This is a genomic window from Collinsella sp. TM04-29 (assembly GCF_003466565.1).
Classification (GTDB): Bacteria; Actinomycetota; Coriobacteriia; order Coriobacteriales; family Coriobacteriaceae; genus Collinsella.
Genome location: NZ_QSPW01000011.1, coordinates 1 through 1,885, shown reverse-complemented (window position 1 = coordinate 1,885; position 1,885 = coordinate 1). Strand labels below are relative to the sequence as shown.

The 1,885-nt window shown below is 54.4% G+C and carries 1 protein-coding gene; it reads right to left on the bottom strand.

What is annotated here, in order from left to right; genetic code table 11:
• Positions 1 to 591 precede the first annotated feature (591 nt).
• Entirely contained in the window at positions 592 to 1,716 is a 1,125-nt protein-coding gene (locus DXD39_RS10025; RefSeq protein ID WP_117803980.1) for an aminotransferase, read from the bottom strand.
• Between the last annotated feature and the right edge of the window lie 169 nt (positions 1,717 to 1,885).

The following is a 1,885-nucleotide window of genomic DNA, read 5'->3' as shown; positions in this document are numbered from 1 at the left end:
TGCAGACCTTTCGTCATGGCCTCCTACCTTTCTTTCGGGCCCTTGTCAGGGCCGATTCGTTAGCGCCCCTCCGTGTGAGGCGTTATTGCTGACGACATATTTATATCCAAAATCAGCCCATACTTCCACCTTGCCCCCGAACGGTTTTTTATAGGGGGTGAACGGCATACACATATACTTCACGCATGGCACACTTTGATATAATAAAGTGTATTTACGTGCTAAAACGCGTTTTCAGTCCAAATAGCAAATGGAACTTAACTTTATTGAACCACCCTCAAATTGCATATTTCTAATAAAGCTATGAATAGAATTAGCGATTCATACCGCGTCTCAACCATTTTCATTTTTATTCAGAAAAAAGTTTGTCCTATTCATTTCTGGTATGCATATTACCGTTTACCAGACGCTTGGTACCGTTCACCGGAAGTTCAGTATAAGGCCCAGCGGATACCGGCTCGCTTTACGGCCCCATTTGTAACAACTTGACTTCTCGGTATAGAAAAACGGACCCGCTTCCCCTAGGGAAACGGGTCCGTTTTCGATTATCTTCGGCCAATTTGGATAAGGCCCTCGAAAATCGTCGGAATCCTAGCGATCGAACTCCGCCAGTGCCTCGCCCAAAAGCCTCAGGCCCTCGCGAAGAACGTCTTCGCTCGCGCAGTAGCCCAGGCGTGCGCCGCAGGGAAGCTCAAAGCGGCTGCCGGGGACCAGCAGCACTCCCCTCTCGGCCAACAGGCGCTTACAGAATTCCTCGTCATCCTCGGGAATATCCAGCTGGATAAACGAGGTGGATATTCCCTGCGGGGCCGTCCAGGAAACGCGATGCTGCGTATCGATCCAAGCCTGCGCGATATCGCGGTTGCCAAACACGATCTTACGGTTGCGCTCGAGAATCTTGTCCTTGTGCTCGAGCACGTAGGTCGCCAGGGCGTCGTTGAACACGCCGCCGCAGATCATGGTGTAGTCACGATAGGTGCGGATGCGGTTGGACACCTCTTCGTTGGCCACGACCCAGCCCACGCGGGCCGCAGGCGTCGAATAGGTCTTGGACACCGAGTTGGTGACAATGGCCTTCTCGTACACGTCGGCCATCGACATAAAGGACTCGGTGTTCCCGAGCGGCAGATACACCTCGTCGCACAGCACGTAGGCGCCCACCGAACGGGCAATCTCGGCAATCTGCCCGAGCATATCGGCATCGAGCACCGTACCGATGGGGTTCGATGCGTTATTGATGCAGATGAGCTTGGTGTTGGGGCGCACCAAGCGCTTGAGCTCATCGATATCGGGCTTCCAGCCGAGCTCCTCGCGGAGCTCCCAATACTCGACCTCGGCACCCAGCGTACGCGGAATCTCGTAGAGCGGCGCATAGGTAGGCCACTCGGCAATCACGTGATCGCCGGGCTCCACAACGGCCATGATGGCGTTGAGGTTGGCGCCCGTGCAGCCATTGGTCTGCAGAATGTGATCGGGATTGACATCGCGACGATACAGCTTGGCGACCTCGGCCTTAAATTCCGGCGATCCCTCGATCCAGCCGTAGTTCATCTTCTCGCGATCCAGGCGCTCGTAGAACGTGGCGCCGTCCTGCTCGTCCAGTGCGCGAAGCTCGCCCATGGTCAGCGACGAGATCGTCGACTGAGCGATATCCCAGGTAGCACTCTTCTCCCAAACGTTGAGCCATTCCTCAACACCGATTGTCTTGATATCCATGGCCACCTTATCTGATCTTCATTTAGCGTCATTAAACATGAATGGGGCGGTGCGAAAGATCCGCACCGCCCCAATGGGAGACATCTAATGGCAGCTAGATGTTTGTAGTAAGACCTGTACGGGTCTTTGAAAACCTTAGAGGTCCTCGCGCCAGAAGGGCATGCTCATG